At 42.1% G+C, this 18,425-nt stretch carries 20 protein-coding genes; 11 read left to right on the top strand and 9 right to left on the bottom strand.

All coding sequences use genetic code 11. The annotated features are described in order from the left end of the window. Positions 1–13: 13 nt before the first annotated feature. Both M313_RS0119615 and M313_RS0119610 read left to right on the top strand, forming a co-directional pair. Positions 14–547 carry an RNA polymerase sigma factor gene (locus M313_RS0119615; protein WP_010199303.1) on the top strand — a complete coding sequence of 178 codons (534 nt, stop codon included), beginning with the start codon at positions 14–16 and terminating at the stop codon, positions 545–547. Beyond that, the gene (locus M313_RS0119610) at positions 537–1,391 is read left to right on the top strand and encodes a hypothetical protein (RefSeq protein WP_010199301.1); all 855 of its coding nucleotides are present in this window, start codon (positions 537–539) and stop codon (positions 1,389–1,391) included. The genes M313_RS0119615 and M313_RS0119610 overlap by 11 nt, the downstream gene beginning before the upstream one ends. A gap of 41 nt (positions 1,392–1,432) precedes the next feature. Here M313_RS0119610 and M313_RS0119605 read toward each other — a convergent pair whose 3' ends face one another. Beyond that, positions 1,433–2,071, bottom strand: a complete 639-nt coding sequence (locus M313_RS0119605) for a GNAT family N-acetyltransferase (RefSeq protein ID WP_010199298.1) — start codon at positions 2,069–2,071, stop codon at positions 1,433–1,435. A gap of 28 nt (positions 2,072–2,099) precedes the next feature. Continuing rightward, a complete protein-coding gene (locus M313_RS0119600; RefSeq protein ID WP_010199295.1) occupies positions 2,100–3,005 on the bottom strand; it encodes a macrolide 2'-phosphotransferase in 906 nt (301 codons plus the stop codon). A gap of 436 nt (positions 3,006–3,441) precedes the next feature. On the opposite strand from M313_RS0119600, the gene M313_RS24165 reads away from it, so the two are divergent. Beyond that, positions 3,442–4,077, top strand: coding sequence for a lysoplasmalogenase (locus M313_RS24165; RefSeq protein WP_010199293.1), 636 nt, complete (start codon positions 3,442–3,444; stop codon positions 4,075–4,077). 29 nt (positions 4,078–4,106) lie between these two features. Here the strand turns inward: M313_RS24165 and M313_RS0119590 are convergent, their stop codons facing one another. From M313_RS0119590 to M313_RS0119575, 3 genes are all read right to left on the bottom strand, one after another. Then, positions 4,107–4,664, bottom strand: coding sequence for a hypothetical protein (locus M313_RS0119590; RefSeq protein WP_010199291.1), 558 nt, complete (start codon positions 4,662–4,664; stop codon positions 4,107–4,109). 24 nt (positions 4,665–4,688) lie between these two features. Continuing rightward, positions 4,689–5,246 carry a hypothetical protein gene (locus M313_RS0119585; RefSeq protein WP_010199287.1) on the bottom strand — a complete coding sequence of 186 codons (558 nt, stop codon included), beginning with the start codon at positions 5,244–5,246 and terminating at the stop codon, positions 4,689–4,691. Between the two features lie 211 nt (positions 5,247–5,457). Then, positions 5,458–5,970 (bottom strand): acyl-CoA thioesterase, encoded by a 513-nt coding sequence (locus tag M313_RS0119575; RefSeq protein ID WP_010199278.1) that lies wholly within the window; start codon positions 5,968–5,970, stop codon positions 5,458–5,460. Positions 5,971–6,131: 161 nt separating this feature from the next. On the opposite strand from M313_RS0119575, the gene M313_RS0119570 reads away from it, so the two are divergent. Further along, entirely contained in the window at positions 6,132–7,583 is a 1,452-nt protein-coding gene (locus M313_RS0119570; protein ID WP_010199277.1) for a protein adenylyltransferase SelO, read from the top strand. Between the two features lie 729 nt (positions 7,584–8,312). Here M313_RS0119570 and M313_RS0119565 read toward each other — a convergent pair. Further along, on the bottom strand, positions 8,313–10,049 hold the full coding sequence (locus M313_RS0119565; RefSeq protein WP_010199276.1) for an ABC transporter ATP-binding protein: 1,737 nt from the start codon (positions 10,047–10,049) through the stop codon (positions 8,313–8,315). Between the two features lie 176 nt (positions 10,050–10,225). Between M313_RS0119565 and M313_RS0119560 the strand changes: the two genes are divergently transcribed. From M313_RS0119560 to M313_RS26510, 3 genes are all read left to right on the top strand, one after another. Next, positions 10,226–10,795 carry a TetR/AcrR family transcriptional regulator gene (locus tag M313_RS0119560; RefSeq protein WP_010199275.1) on the top strand — a complete coding sequence of 190 codons (570 nt, stop codon included), beginning with the start codon at positions 10,226–10,228 and terminating at the stop codon, positions 10,793–10,795. A 51-nt stretch (positions 10,796–10,846) separates the two neighbouring features. Beyond that, positions 10,847–11,026 carry an SDR family NAD(P)-dependent oxidoreductase gene (locus M313_RS26515; protein ID WP_029326605.1) on the top strand — a complete coding sequence of 60 codons (180 nt, stop codon included), beginning with the start codon at positions 10,847–10,849 and terminating at the stop codon, positions 11,024–11,026. A gap of 434 nt (positions 11,027–11,460) precedes the next feature. Further along, positions 11,461–11,790 (top strand): Rossmann-fold NAD(P)-binding domain-containing protein, encoded by a 330-nt coding sequence (locus M313_RS26510; RefSeq protein ID WP_029326604.1) that lies wholly within the window; start codon positions 11,461–11,463, stop codon positions 11,788–11,790. Positions 11,791–11,846: 56 nt separating this feature from the next. On the opposite strand, the gene M313_RS0119540 is transcribed toward M313_RS26510, so the two are convergent. Next, positions 11,847–12,914, bottom strand: a complete 1,068-nt coding sequence (locus tag M313_RS0119540) for an AI-2E family transporter (protein WP_010199272.1) — start codon at positions 12,912–12,914, stop codon at positions 11,847–11,849. Positions 12,915–13,076: 162 nt separating this feature from the next. Here M313_RS0119540 and M313_RS0119535 point away from each other — a divergent pair, with 162 nt between their 5' ends. The 4 genes from M313_RS0119535 (at position 13,077) to M313_RS0119520 (ending at position 16,918) form a co-directional block, all read left to right on the top strand. Continuing rightward, positions 13,077–13,430, top strand: coding sequence for a PadR family transcriptional regulator (locus M313_RS0119535; protein ID WP_010199270.1), 354 nt, complete (start codon positions 13,077–13,079; stop codon positions 13,428–13,430). After that, positions 13,417–14,406: an HAAS signaling domain-containing protein gene (locus tag M313_RS0119530; RefSeq protein ID WP_010199269.1), complete on the top strand. Its 990-nt coding sequence runs from the start codon at positions 13,417–13,419 to the stop codon at positions 14,404–14,406. The genes M313_RS0119535 and M313_RS0119530 overlap by 14 nt, the downstream gene beginning before the upstream one ends. Positions 14,407–14,551: 145 nt before the next feature. Next, on the top strand, positions 14,552–15,394 hold the full coding sequence (locus tag M313_RS0119525) for an STAS domain-containing protein (protein WP_010199267.1): 843 nt from the start codon (positions 14,552–14,554) through the stop codon (positions 15,392–15,394). 297 nt (positions 15,395–15,691) lie between these two features. Then, a complete protein-coding gene (locus M313_RS0119520; RefSeq protein WP_010199264.1) occupies positions 15,692–16,918 on the top strand; it encodes a helix-turn-helix domain-containing protein in 1,227 nt (408 codons plus the stop codon). A gap of 44 nt (positions 16,919–16,962) precedes the next feature. Here the strand turns inward: M313_RS0119520 and M313_RS0119515 are convergent, their stop codons facing one another. Further along, the gene (locus tag M313_RS0119515; RefSeq protein ID WP_010199262.1) at positions 16,963–17,562 is read right to left on the bottom strand and encodes a TasA family protein; all 600 of its coding nucleotides are present in this window, start codon (positions 17,560–17,562) and stop codon (positions 16,963–16,965) included. Positions 17,563–17,644: 82 nt separating this feature from the next. Beyond that, positions 17,645–18,190: a signal peptidase I SipW gene (gene sipW, locus M313_RS0119510; RefSeq protein WP_010199260.1), complete on the bottom strand. Its 546-nt coding sequence runs from the start codon at positions 18,188–18,190 to the stop codon at positions 17,645–17,647. Positions 18,191–18,425 lie beyond the last annotated feature (235 nt).

The raw sequence follows: 18,425 nt of genomic DNA, 5'->3' as shown, positions 1-18,425 counted from the left end.
ATAGGTGAAATAAATGGAGGGAGAATGGTCCATTCGAAAGCTGAATGATTGGTATGAGCGTTATAGTGATGAGGTTTTTCGTTATGTTCTGATGATGACCGGTGATCCAGAGATGGCGAAGGACTTAACGCATGATACGTATATCAAGGCTTATCAAGCAATAGATCGTTATAAAGGAGAGACAAGTGAAAGGAATTGGCTGTATCGGATTGCGCGGAATGCGACAATAGATGAGTTTCGGAAGAGAAAGCCTTTTCGATATGTGGCGGATTCTTTTGCCGCTACTGCGATGCTTTCGGCAACGGAATATCTACCCGAGCAGGTGACGCAGCAAGGGGAGTATGAAGCGTATCTGTATCGTGCCTTGCAACAATTGAAAAGGTCGTATCGGGAGGTCATTATTTTACGCAAAATAAAGGATTTGACGGTGAGGGAGACAGCGGAAATCCTGGGTTGGAGTGAAGGTAAGGTGAAGACCACTTTGCACAGAGCGTTGGAATCCTTGAAGAAACAAATGCTGAAGGAGGGCTATAACCATGACGCATGAGAAAGATGAGAATCGCTTGGATCGGACATTAAAGGGGTACCAAGAGATCAGGATGGATGATGAAGGGAAAAAGGAAATTCATGAAAGAGTGAAGGGGTCAGTTAGACAACGGGAGATAAGACAACAAAGGAGATGGGATATGAGGCCGGTCGTTTCATTTATGTTGGCTGGATTTTTGTTGGTGGTTGGTGGGTATTTTCTTGCGAATGAGTTGATTTTTTCCGAAGATAAGGATACAAGTTTGACGGTGGAGGAACAGAATGAAGACGTTGTTGAAAAAGGAAATGGAGGAATAACTCCGTACACTAGTTTAGAAAAAGCGGCATCTGCTAAACTGGGGACAGAGGTTAAGATTCCGTTTCATGCTGATGTTCCTTTACAGACTGCTTTTATCATTAATGACGGGTATATTTTGGATGATGAGGAGTTTATCGGTGATCCGGTAGTGGCAGCGTTTGTATATAGTACTCTTGAATCGGGTGAAGAGGAAGAGAAGTCAGAGGAGCTTAGTAAGTTAAAGTTATCGCCGGGGACTGATTTGATTTATGGGGAGTTTTTGATAAATGATAAGCACATGATTGGGCTGAACATTTTGAATGGAGAAACTACCCATATTGATAGAATTAATCGCAACCTTATTGGTGAAGAGAAAACTATTGCCGGAAAAACGGTTTACTATAGTCATAGAAAAGATTCTATCCCAGAATCATTCAGAATAAGTTTTCCGTGTGAACGAAGATGTGTATGCATTCTACTTTTAATGCGGAAAGAGTGTCGGAGAGTTATGCGTATGCTTTTTGTTGGAGAAGTCGTTAAAGCAGATAGAAGAGTAAGAGTAATATAGAGAGGGGTTCTTTCGCATTTAGCGAGAGAACCCCTCTTTATTTAGAACTCTAATGTAATAAAGCTTTTAAGGGACTCTTTGAAATTCAAAGGCGCTTCTGTGGTTTTTAGGTTATTATAATCTGCTGAAGGCATCCATTTTTCAAGAATTGGTAAACATTCTATCAGGTCATTCTGTCGGGTGCCGATGGTTTTATCCGTTAGTAGGTGGAATCCGAAATCTGAGTATAGTTTTATAGCCCGGTAGCTGCCAGGTTGAGTGTGCAGGTACACGGGATATTCGTTATTCGGCACTTCCTTCATGATGATGGAAAGCAAGGCTCGCCCGATACCCTTTCCTTCATGTGATTTCAGCACTTTGAACCAATGAATAGTCTGGAATTTATTATAAGCCTTCCATAATAAGCAAGTTGCCACAGGGCGATCTTGCTCATCGCAAACGAAAAGGGTGTTCGTAAAAAAAAGTTTTTCGTTTCCGCCATAGACAGTTTTGAAAAATTCCATCATAAATGAATTGTACTCTTTGGCAGTTGCTTCATCGTCAAACGGCATGCTAGCCCAAATATCCAGTTCGTCCTCCCGCATACTGCGGACATAATACCCTTTTGGTAAATGAGTTAATGCATCTTTGTTAAGTGACGAACACATCATAAATATATTTAAATCAGGGATTTCTTCCATTATACTTCGCTCCTTCCATGTAATCTGATTATTTTGCTTTACTTTCCAAAACCTGCTTCGCCATCTCCATATATTCTTCCAAACCTGATTTGAGTGCGAATTCCGCAATAGCTATCGGGTATGCTGCTGTCAGTTCCATTACGTGCTGAGCCATTCCTGGCCACACATATCCACCAGTTTTTTCATAGTGATGGATCAACTCTTTTAACACATCTTCTCCAAAAGTGCGGTAGTGCGCTACAAAGTCGATGGCAATGTCGCCTACGGCTGCCTCGGTCCAGTCGATAAAGCCAGTGACCTTATTTTCTTCATCAATCAATATATGACCTGCATGCAGGTCGCCGTGTACAAGGGCGGTTTGTTTTGGCCAAACTGAGTTATCATTTAACCAGTTCTGCCATCTTTGCCACAGATCAGGATGGACATCAAAATTCTCTTTTACTTTTTCCATTCTTTTTGCCATGTTTTCACGGATATCTTCAGGTGTTTCAACAGGGAGACCTGCAGAACGGGCTTCCTCATGTTCGATCCGGTGTAGTGATACTAAAGCTTCTGCAAGTGTTTCATTAAAAACAGTTGGAACGTTCTTTTCGTCCAGGACCCATACATATGCCTGGGCTTTGGGATCTATGGTAGCGGCCGGCACTCCAGAGAGTTTTTTATAGGCTATCAGTGAATCCGTGTAAATCTTCCAGTTTGGTGCTTCCACACTTAGCTGTGCGCCCACTAGTTGAAGGGTACGCTTTTCCTTTTGGGTGGAAGCCATCACATCTTCTCTTCTAGGTAAACGTAATACCCATTCCTCCCCTTTGGCATCTTCAGCAAAAACTACTAGGAAGTCCAGTCCGGATTCGTTATAAGTCAGGGAGTCAGCCAGTATATCCAAGCCATTATCTTTCGCAATTTCTATTACTTTTTCTTTTGTTAAAGTCATCATTCATTCTCCTCTTTTTTTTATTATGGCGTCCAGTGAGAAGAGTAGATGGGTAGGGAAAATAAAACTAAGTCTGCGAACCCAATTAAGGCTACACATAAAAAAGGCATAACAAAAAGAGGGTAGACTGTCCCCTCTTTTTTCTACAGATCATATTAGCATCGTAAAATAAAGGTTTCCTAAAAGTAGGCAGACCCATCCCATATACCCTGCACACAGGCAGAGCCTTTGAACGTATTCAATTAACGGTTCAAAGCTTGGAATCGAAGTCGCATACTTGCAGTCATAGGAAAATCCTCCATTTCTTCAAAAGTTACTATTAGTCTAGCATGGATGATGGAGGGGAGGCAAGGGACGTAAAAACAATTTTACATATATCTTCTACGGTTTATGTTTGTGGATTAAAATATAGTTAAGTATAAAGGGGGTATTAAAATTGTTGCTTTTACTTTCGATTCTCACTATTCTTCTGGGCAGCCTGTATCTTTTTGCAGTGGAAAAACAACATAAATCATTGGCTTATCTCTTGAAGCCAGGGACAATGGTCATCGTAATTCTAATAGCAATATTGGGCTTTGGGGATTTGTCTTCTACATATAGCTGGTGGATCTTGGCGGGTTTATTATTTTCTATCCTAGGTGATATATTCTTAATGCTTCCAAAGGATCGTTTTGTGTATGGATTGGTATCCTTTTTGGTAGGGCATGTATGCTATGTTGTCGCGTTTTTTAAAGTTTCCGGCAATGGAGAGGTAAAGATTTGGGTAACTGGAGCGTTGCTTTTAATTGCTATTTTCTATCTCATTAAATTGTCCAAGGGAGTTTTTCATTCAGGGGGCATTACACTTTTCCTTTCGGTTACGGCATATGTAACGATCATCACGTCCATGGTATGGGCAGCATTCTATAGTCAACAGCCTCTAATCATTGCAGGCGCCATCTTGTTTTTCTTTTCCGACGCGATCCTTGCTTGGGATAGATTTGTCGGTAAGCTAACATATAGAAACTTTCTGGTGATGATCCCTTATTATTTGGCACAATATCTTTTTGCCGTTTCTTTGCATTGGATGTGAATTAGAGAGGGCTAGTCATATTGAATTTACTATTCCTCACAACCAACAAATCTCAAAAACAACCCTCCGCGCAAACTTATCACTTGTCGTCCACAATTATCCGTCGTGACAGTTGGTGCGAATGCAAATGAACCAACTGTATCAAAGCAACGCTCCTGGCAGCTATCTTGTGGGCAAGTATAGGAGATTACTTGATTTACAGTCTGCACGACGTCCATGGTAAGTTCACAAGGTGGGCCAAAACGAAAACCTGGCAAGTCTGGAATCAGTTCTCCTACGTTGATGTGAAACTTGGCGTTCCCAATTAGGCGGACTGCATCCACTAGCACCGGGCAAGGGATGGTCCTGCCACTTGAATCTGTACATGTGCCTTCTAATTCTTCTAATTTCAGCACGCAGACAAGGTCACTTATGTCAGAACAGGCTTTAAAAGAGTCAAAATTCATAAACCGAAATGTGAATCCATCAGGAACAATGGCACTTGCACAGTACTCTAGGCGAAGGTTGCAGCCTTCTTGCTGAAGTTCCATCTCCTCTACCAATTCTCCCTCAGCGTTATAGTAAACAGCATTCTTATTTTCTATCATTATCTTTCGCTCCTTTTTCTATTTTCACAAACAATTACAACCATCAAACCCAAGGAAGATCCCGCCGAAAAAAGTTACGATTTGGCGACCGCATTCATCTGTAGTTATAGTGGGAAGCGCGGCAAATGCTCCTTCATTGCGGAAGCATTTTTCGCGGCATGTTTCGCCTTGAGAGGAGTAGGAAAATACTTCATTTACAAACACAGTTGTTTCCATGCCAAGTCTGCAAGGTCCAGGCCCTAATGGAGTACCTGGTGTATTGGGAATTAGATTACCAATGTTCACTTGAAATCTTGCGGTACCGACCAATCGGACTGCATTCAAGAAAAGCTGGCAAGTAATCGTGCCGCCACAAGGATTAGGTGCAGTCCCTTGAACCTCCTCAGGCCTTACTACGCAAAACAATTCACTCAAATCTGAGCAAATACTGGAATCAAATCCGGAAAATTCAAAGGTGAACCCATCCGGAACGATGGCACTGGCACAAAACGATATGGAAGTACCAAGTGGCAGGTTTTCTTCCAGTTGGTCCACGATTTCTCCATCAGCATTAAAATAAATCACATCTTTATTTTCTATCAATTAAATCCGCTCCTTAAGAAAGAATCTATTACTTCTACTAGCATATGAATCTTTACTAGATTTGACAGGGACAGGTGCTGATTTAATAGAAAAAAAGTAGAGCGGATGATTCGGGAGGAGGGTATTTGGGGCTCTACGGAATCAGGCGAAAGCTTATGAATCAGAAATTAATCATGAAAAAGGAGAGTGCCGGGTGGAGGCACTCTCCTTTTTAGTGGTTTTGTGAAAAGCCATTTGTGAGCTTGGATGCAAGTGCTTTACTCTCTGCTCTTCTTTTGCGTCGGGCTTTTGCACGTTCTTCACCCACTTGGTGCAAATAGATCTCCTCTTCGGTTTCGGGGGTGATGGATGGAACGGGTGCAGGTTTACCTTGTTCGTCAAGCGCTACAAACGTCAAGAAAGCAGTGGCTGCAATGGTGCGAGTGCCTTTGGTTAAGTTTTCAGCCGTCACTTTTACGAAAACCTCCATGGAAGAATTGCCAGTCCATGTGACATACGACTCAAAAATGACCGCATCTGTCGGTCGGATTGGTGATAGGAAATCCACTGAATCCATGGATGCTGTCACACATTCACAACGGCACATGCGAGCGGCTGAAATGGAGGCGAGCATGTCCACATCTGATAACAGTTTTCCCCCGAACAGGGTGTCATGGTTATTGATGTCATTTGGAAACACCCGGCTTGTCCGGATAACGCGGGTATCTTTACAGGTTTTGTTCATTGAGATTCTCCTTTTTTCTGCTATGTATGGAGATAATTTTAGCATTATTTTCCTTAGACCCAAAATGTGAACTGTCTTTTGGTGAGCTTCATTAATTAATTTTGGGGTACTAGAGGGTATAATAGAAGTAACGACAAGACAGACGAAAAGAAGGGGATTTGATGAACTCAAATAAAATTGGTTGGAATTTTGACAATAGCTATGAATCATTGCCTGAATTGTTTTTTTCTGAAATAAAGCCGAATCCTGTGGAAGCGGCTAAGTTGATTGTGCTTAATGAATCAGTGGCTGATGATCTTGGACTTCGTACGGATGCATTAAAGGGGTCGGACGGTTTGGGCGTTTTTGCTGGAAACACGGTTCCAGAAGGTGGTTCTGGGATTGCGCAAGCTTATGCAGGACATCAGTTTGGCAATTTTACGATGCTTGGGGATGGTCGCGCGCTTTTGGTTGGAGAGCAAATTACGCCTGATGGTGGCCGTTTTGATATTCAGCTAAAGGGATCAGGACGGACTCCGTATTCCCGCGGTGGGGATGGCCGCGCTACTTTGGGACCGATGCTGCGCGAGTACATTATTAGTGAAGCAATGCACGGTTTGGGGATACCAACGACTCGTAGCTTGGCAGTTGTAACGACGGGGGAAGAGGTGTTGCGTGAAGGTCTATTGCCTGGAGCCGTAATGACCCGCGTTGCATCAAGTCATCTCCGCTTTGGAACATTTCAGTTTGCAGCGCAGTGGGGAGATATGGAGAAGTTGCAAGCGTTGGCGGACTATGCAATGAAGCGCCATTACCCAGAGTTGGATGCTGATGATTATCTTGGATTTTTTAGAAAAGTGATGGAGCGACAGGCGGAATTGATTGCGAAATGGCAGCTAGTTGGTTTTATCCACGGTGTGATTAATACAGATAATATGACGATCAGCGGGGAAACAATCGACTATGGACCGTGTGCGTTCATGGATGTGTATGACCCGGCGACGGTGTTCAGTTCCATTGATGCGCAGGGACGGTATTCTTATGAAAACCAACCGCGGATCGGTGGCTGGAATTTGGCGCGTTTTGCAGAAGCGTTGTTGCCTTTGTTTGATGAGGAGCAGAAGCGTGCAGTGGAGTTGGCGCAAGAAGAGTTGTATAAGTTTTCGGACTTGTATAAGGGCTATTGGCTGGCAGGTATGCGTTCGAAGCTGGGCTTGTTTGGTGAAGAGTCTGGAGATGAAGCGTTGGTGCAAGGGCTGCTTGATGCGATGAAGGAAAATAAGGCGGATTTTACGAATACGTTTCGTGATTTGACGTTGGGGGAGCTGGATTTGGAAGTAAGGCCTGCTTTCGCGGAATGGCATTCGTTGTGGCAGGAGCGTTTAGGAAGGCAGTCTTCGAGTGCGGAAAGTATGCGGGAGTTGATGCAGAAGAGTAATCCTGCGGTTATCGCTCGTAATCATCGGGTCGAAGCGGCTTTGTTGGCTGCTGTGGAGCATGGGAATTATGGTGTGATGGAGAATTTGGTGAGGGTGTTGCGTGATCCTTTTGCGTATTCTGCTGAGCAGGATGATTATTGTGTGGCGCCGGGGGCGAGTGTGACGGCTGGGTACCGTACTTATTGTGGGACTTGATGGGGATTTTCGTTTTGGCATGAACTCGGCTGATTTTGGCACGAACTCGTGCGGTTTCGGAACGAACTTGGTTGATTTCCGCACGAACTCGGTCGTAGATTAGGTTTGTTGTGTTAAAAATACCCATCTCAGTGCCTGAAATTAGATTGGAATAGGAAAAACGGTAACAGAGAGGCGGTCTCAGTGCCTGAAATTAGATTGGAATAGGAAAAACGGTAACAGAGAGGAGGTCTCAGTGCCCGAACTGTGATTAAAACAGGAAAAACAGTAACAGAGAGGCGGTCTCAGTGCCCGAACTGTGATTAAAGCAGGGAAAACGGTAACAGAGAAGCGGTCTCAGTGTCCGAACTGCAATTCAAACAGGAAAAACGGTAACAGAGAGGCGGTCTCAGTGCCCGAACTGTGATTAAAACAGGAAAAACGGTAACAGAGAGGCGGTCTCAGTGCCCGAACTGCAATTCAAACAAGAAGTACGGTAACAGAGAGGCGGTCTCAGTGTCCGAAATGCAATTCAAACAAGAAAAACGGTAACAGAGAAGCGGTCTCAGTGTCCGAAATGCAATTCAAACAAGAAAAACGGTAACAGAGAAGCGGTCTCTCCCCCCGAAACAGACCAAGGGACAATTACCTCAAAGCTTTTAAATGGTTTTCATCTTGAACTAGAACATATCTTCCAATGAAAAAAGGTCAAGGATTCCTCATCCTTGACCTTCTTTATTCCCCAACCATCTAAGTCAGCTGTTGCTCAGCAAACTCGCGATACAACTTATGCAACGCCACTAACTCCTGATGAGTCCCCATCCCAGTGATCTCACCTTTTTCAATGAAAATAATCTTATCCGCATTCACAATCGTAGACAGGCGATGGGCAATCACAAAAGTAGTCCGGCCTTCCATTAGTCGGGTCAGAGCTTGCTGGACTATTCCTTCAGATTGACTATCCAGACTTGCGGTTGCTTCGTCCATCATCAGGATTTTTGGATCTCGTAAAAAGGCACGGGCAATCGCGATGCGTTGGCGCTGCCCGCCTGATAGCATGACACCGCGTTCGCCAACCTCAGTATCAAGACCCTTTGGAAACTCTTGAATGAACTGGTCTGCATATGCCATTTTGGCTACTTCCCATAAGCGGTCATCTGTAAGCACCTCTTTATTTTCCAACCCATACGTCAAGTTATCCCGAATGGTTCCGGCCATCATCGGGCTGTCTTGTGAGACATAGCCGATCTGCTGGCGCCAAGCTTTCATGGATAACGAGCGGATAGGTAAAGCACCAACAAAAATTTCTCCGTCTGTTGGTTCATAAAAACGTTCAAGCAATCCGAAAAGCGTACTCTTCCCGCCGCCACTCGGTCCTGCAAAAGCAACCATCATGCCAGGTTCAACATCAAAGGAAACATTGCGCAAAATAGGCTCGTCTTCGTTATACCCAAAGGATACATTTCTAACGAAAACAGGTTGATTGGTAATATCCGCAGCCAATCCCTCTTGTCCTGGCTCGTCCTCAATTTCCAGAATATCAATGATTCGTTCCGTCGCACCTTTAGCCTTCTGTAACTGTGTAAAAAACATTGTAAAGGATGTAATCGGAAAAATAATTTGAAACAGATAAAGCAAGAATGCAACCAGCGCCCCGGTTGTCATCGTTCCTTCTGCAACACGAATTCCGCCGTAGCCGATGATCACAACGATGACAAGCATGACGACCATATACATAAGCGGTCCGATGATGGCAAAGATTCGAGCTTCCCTCAAACCAAATGTCAGTAGTGTACGAATACCAGACTGCCCCTTTGCTTCCTCCGCTGTTTCCGCATTGGACGCTTTCATCAAACGAATCTCACTTAGAGTTTGCTGAACACTGCCGGTGAAATTAGCCGTTTCATCTTGCATGCCACGAGAGATTTTAGCCATTTTTGTACCAAGTGGAATCATGACAAGCGTCGTGACTGGAACAGAAATCAGCATAAGTAAGGTCATTTTCCAATCCATGATAAAGAGAATGGTGACGGCTCCAATGATAGTGATGATCCCTGTGATGAACTGGGGGAAGTGCTGGGAGATTAAATCTTTCACAATCCCGGTGTCGTTAACCACACGGCTGACCGATTCTCCACTTGTCTTTTTGTCAAAATAACTGACAGGAAGGCGGATGAGTTTGAACCACATTCTCTCGCGAAGGCCGGCAACGATGCTTTGGCCGACATAAGCAAGGGAGTAGGTGGAAAGTCCGTCAATAACGGCTTGGACTATAAAGACAGCCGCAATGGCAACAATCAGTCCAACACTGAGCGATTCCATGGAAAAACCGTCAACTAGTTGCTGAGTGAGCAATGGGATGGTTAATCCAACCATTGTGGTGATAAGGCTGCCGACTAACCCGAGTGTCAGAGCAACTTTGGGTATATTGGTCGACAGGATGAGAGCGATGAATTTCTTCAAATTCTTATTTTTTGATTGTTCCATTTATTGTGATCTCCTTTAAAGGGCTTGTTTGATAATTGTACGTTTATAAGACAAGTAAGTTCCTCTATCATTGTGACAGATTGAGGAACATGTTTCCAATTTTACAGTTGACAACAGTATTTCCAAAGGTTTATATTTTAATTAAACAGTGGTCAATAAAAAGGATGAGTAAGTAAATGACACCTAGAAAAGCAGTAGCAAATGAATTAACACAGAATATGGTAATGGACGCAGCTCGGGAGTTGTTCCGAAAAAAGGGGTATCAACAGGTTTCCATGCGGCAGATAGCAACAGAGTTAGGTTATAGTCATGGTGCTATTTATTATCATTTCAAAAATAAAGCAGAACTATTTTATGCCATGATTGAAACAGATTTTAAAGAGCTGGATCAATGGCTGGACAATGTGATGATGCAGGACCTTGATAACAGAACGAAATTAAAGCAAGTTTTGCTTGAATTTATCCGATTTGGCCTCACGCACAAGAGCCAATATGAGATGATGTTTTTGTTGTCAGATGAGGAAGTGAAGAGCTATGTCAATAAAGGGCCGAATGAATCTTATGAGAAGTTTGCTAAAGCCATAATGGAGTTGAGCAATAAATCTATAAGCATCCAGCAGGCATGGTCTATTTTCCTCTCGTTGCACGGTTTTGTCAGTCATTACTGTAGGTGTGATGCAGACTATGATGAAGTAAAAGGGTTAGCAGAGTCACATGTGAATTTTATCCTAACATCTTTAGGGTAAAATTTTTTAGAGGTTTATTGACCAGTGGTTAAAAAATAGGGGGTATCTTTTATGAAAAAAGCAATGGTGATTGGGGCTTCAGGCGGGATGGGGTATGCACTCGTAATGGAACTTGTTAGTCGTGGAGTGGAAGTGGTGGCTTTCGCCAGAGGAAAAGAGAGACTCGAGGAGCTTTTTGGCAGAGAAGAAAACGTGACGATCCTAGCTGGAGACGCAAGCGAAAAGAAATAAGTTTCCCTTGCTGCCGATGGAGTGGATGTGATCTTTCATGCAATGAACCTTCCGTATGAAGAGTGGAAGGAAAAACTTTTAACCAGTGACTCAAAACAATCATAGAAGCAGCAGAAGAGAACGGTGCAAAGCTTGCGGTGGTGGATAAATATCTATGCATATGGTAAAAGTGGTGGGAGTCGGCTGAAAGAGTGTATGGAGAAAAAACCGCATACCAAAAAAGGGAGACTTCGAAAGGAAATGGGGGGAAATGATTCAGCAGGCCAACATTCCGACTTTGATCTGCCACTTTCCAGACTTCTACGGACCAAATGCAACGAATACCTATATTCACTTTACCCTTGAACAACTTTTGAAAAAGAAAGAAGGGTGGTTTTGTCGGACCAAATCATATTGAAAGAGAATTTATTTTTACAAAAGACGGGGCCAGGGGGATGGTGGAGTTAGCTTTAAGAGAGGATGCCTATGGACACAATTGGAATATCCCTGCTGTGTCGACCATTACCGGGCGTGATTTCGAAAAAATAATAAAAAAGCAACTAGGAAAAGATAAGCAGCTTTACTACATCACCAAACCGATGTTTGCGCTATTTTCCCTTGTTGCTGGGAAAGGAATGCGTGAGGCAATAGAAATGCAGTATATCAATGCCGAGCCGACCATTCTCTCAGGGGAAAAACTAACAAGGTTTTTAGGAGAATGGAGCAGTACTCCATACGAAAAAGGTATAGAAGAAACGATAGGGTACATGAAGAACCAAATATAAGCTAGAAAAGGGGAATCAGTTGTTATCTCTGATTCCCCTTAAAATTTAGTGTTCAGCTACGCCCTTCGCAGCCGGTAAACTTCATAAAGATTCTTCGTCACAACCTTCAACACCGAATACACCGGAACCGCCAATAGGATTCCAATAAATCCGTATAGCTTTCCTGCTGCAAGAAGAAGAAGGATGACTGTTAAAGGGTGAATGGACAGCTTGTTTCCGATAATCTGCGGGGACACAAGATTTCCTTCAATTTGTTGCACGATTGCAAGAAGTATCAATATTTTCACGACCATAAATGGATCTGTCATCAGTCCGATGATCACTGCGGGCAGTACGCCTAAAGCAGGACCGATAATGGGAACGACAGCCGTAATCACGATAAATAGGGCCAACACTAAGGCATAATCCAATCCGATGATGAGATAGCCTATGTACATAAGAAAGCCGTTTACCAATGCGACAATCATTTGTCCACCAATGTAGGTGGATAAGGTTTTGTCGATATCGGTCAACAATCTCTTCCCTTCGTCATGGTGCTTGTTCGGCAGCATTTTCAAGATAAACGGCAAGAGTTTATGGCCATCCTTTAGAAAATAGAACAAGATGAATGGGACGACCACAAGGATGGTCACAAAGTTAGTAATGGAGGAAATGATGGAAGATACGTTTTCTCCAATGCGCTGAGACTGTTCCTTTAAAAAGGCTAGCCCTCTCTTTTTAGCTTCCTCATAAGAAATGAGACCGAAGTTATTGTCATCCATCAGTTCCTTTGTTTGTTCTTCATTTTTTTCAAGAAAAGCTGGGAAGTCTTCTGCGAACTGTACGACCTGCTCCTCGATTTTTCCTCCAACGGAAAAGCCACCTAAAACTGCACCTCCAATAATAGCTGAGAATACAAGAATGATAGCCAAAGTTCTGGGGACATACTTTGACTTTGCGAGAAAATTCACGAGAGGCTTTAAGATATAAAATAGAAAGCCGGCAAATAGAATTGGAAAGAATAGAGTTGTGATGAAGCTGATAATTGGATTTACTATAAATTGAACTTCACTTAATAGAAAAACAATTAGTAATACTAGAATGGTACCTGTTGCATATTTAAAGAACGGGTGTCTGATCCACATGCTATCCCTCCAATTGAAGTAATAGTAGTTTATTCCCTTTTTTAGAGTTGGATTAAACAGGAATAAACACGGATTAAAGTATTTACTTTTTTCACCTTCATACTGTATGATACATAGTATAAATAATACTGTACGACATATAGTATAAAAAGAGGTGAGCAGATGGGCGATGGATTGTTGCAGTCGATGACGACGGAATTGAGAAGGGGAACGTTGACGTTGGCGGTGTTAAGTCAATTGAGGACTCCTCAGTATGGATATTCACTTGTCCAATTGCTTGAGAAAAGTGGAATTACTATTGAGCAAAGTACGCTATATCCTTTGCTCAGGCGTTTGGAGAAGCAGGAGCTTGTAACAAGCAGCTGGGACAAAACGGAAAGCCGTCCCCGGAGGTATTATGTTTTGAGTAATTATGGAAAAGAGGTTCTCGAGAAGTTGAAAAAAGAATGGGAGAAAACGTCTCAAGAACTATCTATTTTACTTAGGGAGGAGAATGGGGAAAATGAAACTGATTGAGTTATATATTCAGGAGGTGACAAGGAGGCTGCCTGAACGTCAGCGGGAGGATATCGGTCTTGAATTGCGATCGACCATTGAGGATATGTTGCCAGATGAGCCTCAGGAGGAAGATGTTAAAACAGTCCTGTCGGAGCTTGGGCATCCTGCGAAACTTGCCAGCGGCTATCTTGATAAGCCAATGCATTTAATAGGGCCACGGTTTTTTGATGTGTATGTTAGTTTGTTAAAGTTGATCATTCCAATTGCGATGATTTTTTCCTTTTTAGCAGTGACATTCAGTCATGTTTTTTCCTTCAGTGGAGAAGGGGAAGTGGTTTCTTCTATATTGAGTATCATAGGTGATGCGACTTGGAACAGTATAGGGGCAGGGATGCAAACATTTTTTTGGATTACGGTCACGTTTGCGATTGTGGAAAGGTACGATACATCCAATAAAACCAATCCAATTACGTCCAAATGGAAGGAATGGACACCTGAAGACCTCAAGGATGTCCCATATATTCCTAAGGAAAAAGCTATTACAAAAGTTGAGTTGTTCGGCAGTTTGATTTGGACGGCCATTTGGGTAGCGGGGTATTTTAACGCCGATAATCTCATGGGAATCTATGAAAAAGGTGAAGAAGGTCTAACCCTTATCACGCCGTTGTTCAATCAAACGGAATTACTTTCCTTCTGGCCACTGGTTATATTGGTAATCTTTTTGGAGCTTGGATTGGTCGCGTATAAATGGAGGCTTGGACAGTGGACAATGAAGCTTGCTGTGGCGAATGTATTTGTCCACATGGGATCCCTTGCTGTGTTCATCCTCGTGTTCAGCAACATAACTGTGTTTAATCCAGCGTTCTTCGACTATTTTCAAGAAAGATTCGGCTTTACACACCAGCTTCATTTAGTTTTCTGGTTCGCGGTATTAATATTCCTCGTTTCTTCTATATCGGATATTTATCAAGGCATTAGAAAAGCAAGACATTGATATTTCACCAATTAGAATATATGATGAGTGCAAGGGAGTTGGGAAATAACGCTACACTTCCTTGTTTTTTTTGTCGAATGAAAGAGGATTATTCAGCTTTTTATAGAAGTAGAAATTAATAAATATATTTAAAGGGGATTAACTAATGACTGTGAAATTTGTCAGCAATGGAGAGGTTACCAGTTACCTAAAGGACCATAAAGATGAGTTCGAGGCTACTCTGCTGTCAGAGGCTGTAAATGTCGCATCGAAAATCAATGATATTTTGCAAAAGGGAAATATTGATCTTCTTAAAAATGCTCAAACCTTGATTCAACGAGTGGTGGAGCAAAAAGAGTCGGAAGTGATAGCTTTTGCTGAGCAAGAAGGGATTGCGTGGGCGAAGCATTCTGATTCGCTTACCTTATCATTCAAGTTAGAATGGGTCCAGGCAATTAGAAGAACCTTATGGAAATTTATCAATAAATTCATAGAAGAAAGAGGCCAGTATCTCTCTCAAGATGATTTCTTTGAAATAGAAAAGAAAATCAATAATAATATCGATTTTTTCTTAAATAGCTTTTTCCTTAGTTATTCCCAATATAAGGATGATTTGATTAGTTCACAAAGGAAATTGGTGGAGCATTTATCTGTTCCTATTATTCCTGTTAGTGCATCGGTAGCTGTGTTGCCCTTGATTGGACATGTGGATGAATATCGTATTCGCATCATTGAAGAGAAGGCCTTGATAGAGATTTCGAACTTGAAGTTACAGACACTTGTTTTAGACCTCTCTGGTGTAACTACGATGGAGCAGAGCGTTATTGCAAAATTTGAAGATATTCTGACTGGGGTTTCGATGATGGGGTGCAAAGCGGTCCTTACTGGTTTGCGTGCAGAGCTTGTTAGGAAGATGGTCAGTATGGGAGTGACATTCCATCAGCATGCGGAGACACATGGTACGTTGCAGCAGACGTTGAGGAAGTATCTTGTTGCGCAGGAAATTTAAGAAGAATCTGGGAGCCTGTTTGAACGGGTTCCCGGGTTCTTTTTTTTGATAAACAAGCTGTTGATTTCCGCAAATGGCTTCGCTTTCCGCAATTCCCCCAATTTTCTTGCCTTAATTACCGACTTTTCGCCTATTGTTTGGTTTATTTCGACATGGAGTAATAGCAAAAAAGGTAGGTTGTCGTCATTTTCAGGACTTATTTCCCGAAAAATAACCCCAAGAGGGATTTGGTTAGTTTTCTTTAATTCTATACATAACAACAATTTTAGCTAATTGCTGCCAAAAGGGGACATGAACATGATTGTAGGGGAAATTATCAGGTTTTATCGGGAAAAAGCTGGACTAACACAATCTCAATTGGGGGAAGGAATTTGTACGACGACTCACGTGAGTAAAATTGAGCGGGGAAAGACAGCTTATTCCGAAGAGATTATTGCTTTATTTTCAGAGAGATTAAATATTGATATACAGGAAGAGCTGGCATATCTCCATCAAGTTAAAAAGCTTCTACGGGATTGGCATAATGCGATAATTTTACGAAGAGAAAAGGAAATTGAACAGTTGAAAGAAAGGCTTGAGGAGTCGACTATTGTTCATGCCTCTAAGTATGCTGCGCGCTATCAACTTTTGATGGCAAGGTATCATCTGTTTCGAAATGAATTGGAGTCTGCATACGAGATTATTAGTAAAGTGGAGAAAGAGTACCCTAATATGCTGGCATTTGATTATAATTTATATCTTCATGTGAAGGGGATTTATTATCTGGCTTCCTCCAATAGTGAAGATCATCAGAAAGCAATCAGTGTGTTAAATCAGATTGATTTAAAGGAGTATGGAAATAAAGAGTATTATTTTCACCTTGGAACGGCCTACTATTTGATTGATTCCAAGGTGATGTCTTTCTTTTATGTTGATAAGGCACTGCGTCATTTCCAAGAGACAAATAACTACATGCAAGCGAACAGGGCGGAAGCGTTGATGTTGTTGCAGTTGAGTGGAGATTTGTATAGTGATTTTCATTATATTGTAGGTAGATATAAGGATTTGATCAGCAATTGTGAGCAATATGGGTTGGAGGAAAATAAAGGCCTGTTACTGAATAACCTTGGATTTGAATATTACAATAGAGGATTTTTTGAGGAAGCGAAGACTTATTTTGAAGAAGCACTGTCACTTGCGGACGAAAATTCCAATAGCTACTTGGTTAGACTGTATAACTTCGTTGATAGTTGTATGGAAGGGAAACTTGCTAAAAAGCGTGTCCTTCAGCGACTCATCAAGGAGGGGACGAACAAAGCAAAAGAAAGGGGGAACACTTTACATATTACCTTATTTAAATTATTGAAATATCGGGTGGAAGAAGACTATGAAACGTATTATACATTCATGGAAGAAATCGCCCTTCCCCAATTTTATTCAGGCAAACATGTACCATTGATGAAACGATATGGGAAGCTATTGTTTCTTCATTATATTGGAAGCAATAAACACGAAAAAGCGACGGAAGTATCCTTGTATATTTAGAGTCAAAAGCGCCCGCACAGAAGATTGTGCGGGCTTTTAATCTATTATTGCTCACTGCCCTCTGTTTGGTGGGCATTAAATTTCCATTCAAGTTCTAGGGAGTCGCCTTGGAATTCATTTTGGTCTTCGCCGTTATCAACAAATTCGAAGTAGGCAATGATCTCGTCTGTTTCTCCTGGCTTCAATCCGTCTGGACGTTGGCCACCACCGACGAAATTATCGATTGCTGTTAGGTCTGGTGTTTCATTTTGCAGTTCATGAAGGGTCATTTCGGCTACTTGAACACTTGCATTTGCTTGATTGTAAAGAATCGTTACTTTGATGTCTTGGCCAAGGTCTTCTGCATTCGCAGCCCCATTTAGTTGAGCATCATTCACTGTGTAGTTTGTTTCTAATAAGATTTTTGAGATGTCTAGGGTACCATTGTTTGTCACGTCAAACTCACGGACAATCTGATCTCCGGGCTTTAAATTAGGAAGGTTCACAATCGTTTCCGGATTAACAGATAAGTCCAATGTTCCTACTGCAAATGTATTGTTGGTTACTACAGTATCGCTGAAATACGCATATGTACCCCCGCCAATTAAAGAAAAACCTAATGCTGCCGTTAATAATCCTTTGCTTACTGTTTTCGTAAAGCTCATGTCCAATTCCTCCTCTTTCCTTTTTTCATTTATTATTAATCTCTTAACTATCAAGGTGACAACTAAGAGTACTAACCAATTTTTAGGCTGTTTTAGCCTTCTCGAATTCTCGTAATGCACGGACGATCGAAAGCCCGGCAGATCCCACTAGCAGTATCCCAGGTATGACCAAGAGAAAAGCGGAGCCTTCTTTGGTGCTTGCTAGATTTACTAGGAAGCCGATATAAGGAATCGTAAAATCGGCATACTTCCCGACAATCTGATCCTCTGTAACATAGACAGGGTCAGGAGCATTGTTGTTATCCCCTTTTGTTTGATAGATTTCTTTGCCATTTACATCCTTGATATCGATGATTCTATGGGTGATCAGGATATCTTCTGAGCGGAATGTAATCACATCATTCTTTTTAAAAGTGGAAGAAGGGGTTGTCCTCTCCATGAGGATGATGGATCCTGTCATAAAGGTTGGTTCCATGGAACCTGAGAGCACTACTTTTAGCTGGTGACCAAGAATGGTCGGCTCCCCGCCGGATGCTTTGGCGGAAAGGACAATAAAGAACAGGGTGCAAAATAGTAGAATCGATAATAGTTTGGACAGCTTCCAAAGCAACGCAAGTAGAATCTTCAAATGGCTTTCACATCCTTTCGCATTCTTGGTGTTCGTGTTGCTATGAATCTAGCATATGTTAATAGTCTGAATATTGTAAATTGGGTTATTTTGAGGCGTGAATTAGGATTTTTTACATAACTATTGGCCTATTAAACGCTTGGAAGGCCCCTTTTATTAGCTTAAATTAACCCAATTGACCGTTTTGTGAATTGTCAGAATAATAGAGGGTGTAGCACAAAATTGATAGAAGAGG

The organism is Bacillus sp. m3-13 (assembly GCF_000175075.1).
In the GTDB taxonomy this organism is placed as follows: domain Bacteria; phylum Bacillota; class Bacilli; order Bacillales; family Bacillaceae_I; genus Sutcliffiella_A; species Sutcliffiella_A horikoshii_C.
Note: the sequence above shows the minus strand (reverse complement) of the source record. Positions and strands in the feature narration are given on the sequence as shown.